The 3,419-nt window shown below is 60.1% G+C and carries 2 protein-coding genes; one reads left to right on the top strand and one right to left on the bottom strand.

Annotated features, from left to right (window positions below; translation table 11 throughout):
- Positions 1-23 precede the first annotated feature (23 nt).
- Entirely contained in the window at positions 24-719 is a 696-nt protein-coding gene (locus DBR46_RS30170) for a pirin family protein (RefSeq protein WP_124530091.1), read from the bottom strand.
- A gap of 219 nt (positions 720-938) precedes the next feature.
- On the opposite strand from DBR46_RS30170, the gene DBR46_RS30165 reads away from it, so the two are divergent.
- On the top strand, positions 939-3,386 hold the full coding sequence (locus DBR46_RS30165; RefSeq protein ID WP_124530089.1) for a UvrD-helicase domain-containing protein: 2,448 nt from the start codon (positions 939-941) through the stop codon (positions 3,384-3,386).
- The last annotated feature ends 33 nt before the right edge of the window (positions 3,387-3,419 follow it).

Here is a 3,419-nt window from a genome sequence, read left to right as displayed (position 1 = left end):
AGCCCGCTCCCACATTTTGAGTATCAAGCCAGATCCACCAACACGATCTCACTGTCCTCAATAGCCGTCACCCGCAACACTGCCTCATCCTCAACCGCCACACCATCTCGAGCTTGTGCGCGCAAGCCATTGATTTCAATCGCACCGGTTGCCGGCACCAAATACGCACGGCGTCCGCTATCGAGTCGGTACTCCGCGCTTTCCCCAGCCTTCAGAGTGGCCGCCACCAAGCGCGCATCCGCACGAATGCGCAGGCTTTCATTGTCACCGGCCTTGCCGCTGGCCAAGGTCACAAACCCGTCGCGGCCCTCTTTCGGAAACGGCTTGGCGCCCCACGACGGCGGCAGCCCACCTTCATTCGGGATGATCCAGATCTGGAAGATCTTGGTCGGCGTCGCCTCCAGGTTGTATTCGCTATGGGCGATCCCGGTGCCCGCGCTCATCACCTGCACATCACCTGCCTCGGTACGGCCTGTGTTGCCCAGGTTGTCGGCATGGCTGATGGCGCCCTCACGCACATAGGTGATGATTTCCATGTCGCGGTGTGGGTGCTGCGGGAAACCTGTGCCGGGCGCGATGATGTCGTCGTTCCACACCCGCAGGTTTCCCCAGTGCATGCGCTGGGGGTCATGGTATTCGGCAAAGGAAAAGTGGTGATGGGCGTCAAGCCAGCCGTGGTGGGCGCCGCCCAGCGTGTTGAAAGGTCGAAGTTCAAGCATGATCGTCTCCTGTGGATGGCGCCCATGATCCAGCAGAGCATGATCGATAAAAAGCGTAAAAACTGCCTGATTCCTATCGATTTAGCAGATCTATTGCTGGGGTTTTGACTTTCACTTCATCGCCTAACTGCATGACGGCAAAGCAATTGGCTGGAACTGCAGCGCGATTCCGGCGACCATGGCGCATTCGCCAAAACCAACCTCATCGCTGGAGTCCGCGTGCCGCAACACACCCCTGATTTGCCCCCAGAACTGCGCCCACTGGCAGACATGCCCCTGTTCAAGCGCCTCGCCGCGCGCCTGTTTGGCCATGGGTTGACGCGTTTGCGCGCCCAGCACCGGTTTTCCTGGTTGCATGGGCAGGCGGATGGCTTTCGCAGTGGGCACGAAGCCGGTGTCGAGTATGGCTACCGCGAAGGCAAGGCCGATGGCATCGAAGAAGGCCGGCAAGTCCTGCTGATCCGTGACTTTCGTCCCGATGAGCACCGTGCCCCCGGCGTTGACGACAGCCTGTTCGATGATTGGCGCCTGCCGCTGACCGCCGAATTGAAGAAGCGCATGAAGGCTGATGTCGCGCGGCTACTGCCGGCCCATGCCCAGCCGAGTGCGGCGCAATGGAAGATGATTTTCAGCGATACACCGTCCACCTCGGTGATTGCGGGCGCGGGGGCGGGTAAATCCACCTCGCTGGTGCTGCGCATCCTGTTGCTCACCCATTACCTGGGCTTTGAGCTGAGTTCGATGACCGTGGTGACCTTCACCCGAGAGTCGCGTAAAGACTTCATCCACAAGCTCATGGAGATTCTCAGCCTGTGGGGCCAACCCCTTGGCATCAAAGAGGCACAGGCGGTGGTGCGCACCTTTCACTCGCGCATCCTGCCGATGGTGCGCAGCCTCCCGGGCTTTGAACGCCTGCAGGCGTTCGAGAACCTCAGCACAGGCGTTGAAGACGCAGACAGTAATCCGTTTGACCTGCGTATCAACGACGCCCAGCGCCAGCAGATGAACGCCTGCTATCACCGACTGCACGGCCAACACGCGCGATTTCGCGAGCTGATCGCGCCGCTGGCCCGGCATGGGTTGCAGCTCAAGGAGCTGGAGCGTGACCATCCCGACGTGCAAAAACGCGTAGCGGTGACCGAGCTGGCGGCCAAGCGCGACGAAGAACTCTGCGACCTGGTCGAAGACCTGTGGTTTCGTGCCGGTGCCTGGCCGATCAAGGGCATCGAACCCAACCGCCAGACCGTGGAGATCAATGGCGCGCAGTTCCATTGCCATGGCTATATCCCCGAGCTGGATGCCTGGGTGGTGCTGGGCTTCGATGCCCGTGAAAACCCCCAGGTCAGCCGACCCAATGCAAAGTTGTCGGTACGCGCGGAGTGGGCGGTCAAGCGCACACTGTTTCAAGCTTTCTGTCGTAAGCCATTAATATGGTTGGATAATTATGAGTCTTCAAGGCGCCTTTTAAGTAGTCTCGCCGGCGATGCCAGTGCCGGGCCGGGCTTTGATTACAAGGTCAAGGGCGAGCTGGCTTCGGCTCCGCTGCTGGACTGCTTTGTGGTGGCTGCCGGGTTTATCGAGAACCTCGGGCTGGACGTGCCCACCGCAGTCGGCCAAATGAGCTTTGCCAAGGACGATCCGGACCGGTTTTTCTTCGAGGCCCTGAGCATTTTCTGGAAAGCCCTGGAAGATCACCTGCTCGACCAGTCGCCGCCGATCATGACCTACAACCGCATGTTCTCGCTGTTTGGCGAGAACACCCCGGAAAACCTCAAGCTACTCAGCGATCCGCTGCTGCGGCCCTTGTCCCACCTGATGATCGACGAATTCCAGGATGTGTCGCCACAGATCGTCTCGTGGATTCGCGCCAGCCTACGGGAGATCCGCAGTCGTGGCCCGGCCATGCACGTCGGGCGCGGCGCCCAGCGCTCTTCGCTGTTGTGCGTGGGCGACGACTGGCAATCGATCTACGGCTGGCGCGGCAGCTCGCCGAAGTACTTCATGGAGTTCAACAAGGAATTTTCCTCGCCGGCAACCACCCGCGTGATGCTTGGTGAGAACTACCGCAGCCACCAGCACATCATCGACGCGGCCGAGCATATCGTGCGCGCCGCGCCGGCGATTCCTGGCAAAAAGGCCAAGGCGAGTGGCGCGCCCAAGGCGCTGGTGCCGGTCAAGGTGTTGGCGCGCGATGAGGCGGCCCTCGGGCGGCAGTTGCTGGAGCACTACCAGCGCGGCGAAACGGTGTTAATGCTGTATCGAAAAAGTAGCGATAAGTTACTGATTCAAGAGCATATTCAGTCTGTAGTTAATGTGGATTCTAGCTTGCCGACCCACGCGCGTAGACTGAAGCAGCTGACCTATCACAGCGCCAAGGGCCTACAGGCGGATGCGGTGTTTCTGTTAGGGGATTGCCAGCATGTCACCAGCTCCCCTTACAAGAACCAGGTCTACCGTATGGCGGGGCTGGGCAAAGACGGTGACAGCGAGCCGTATGACAATGCGCAAAAAGACGAGGTGCTGCGCCTGGCGTATGTGGGCATTACCCGCGCCGTGAGCCATTGCTATTGGTATGTGGAGAAGTCTGAAGGGCAGGCGGTGAATATGCCCAAGGCGTCGGAGCGGGTAGACGGGAAGAAGGCGTTTTTTGACGACCAACGCGGTTAGTCTGTCAACGCAGTTCCCCTGTGGGAGCGGGCT

This window comes from Pseudomonas sp. KBW05 (assembly GCF_003852405.1).
Taxonomy (GTDB): domain Bacteria; phylum Pseudomonadota; class Gammaproteobacteria; order Pseudomonadales; family Pseudomonadaceae; genus Aquipseudomonas.
The sequence above is the reverse complement of the archived record's forward strand: the minus strand, read 5'-3'. Positions and strand labels throughout refer to the sequence as shown.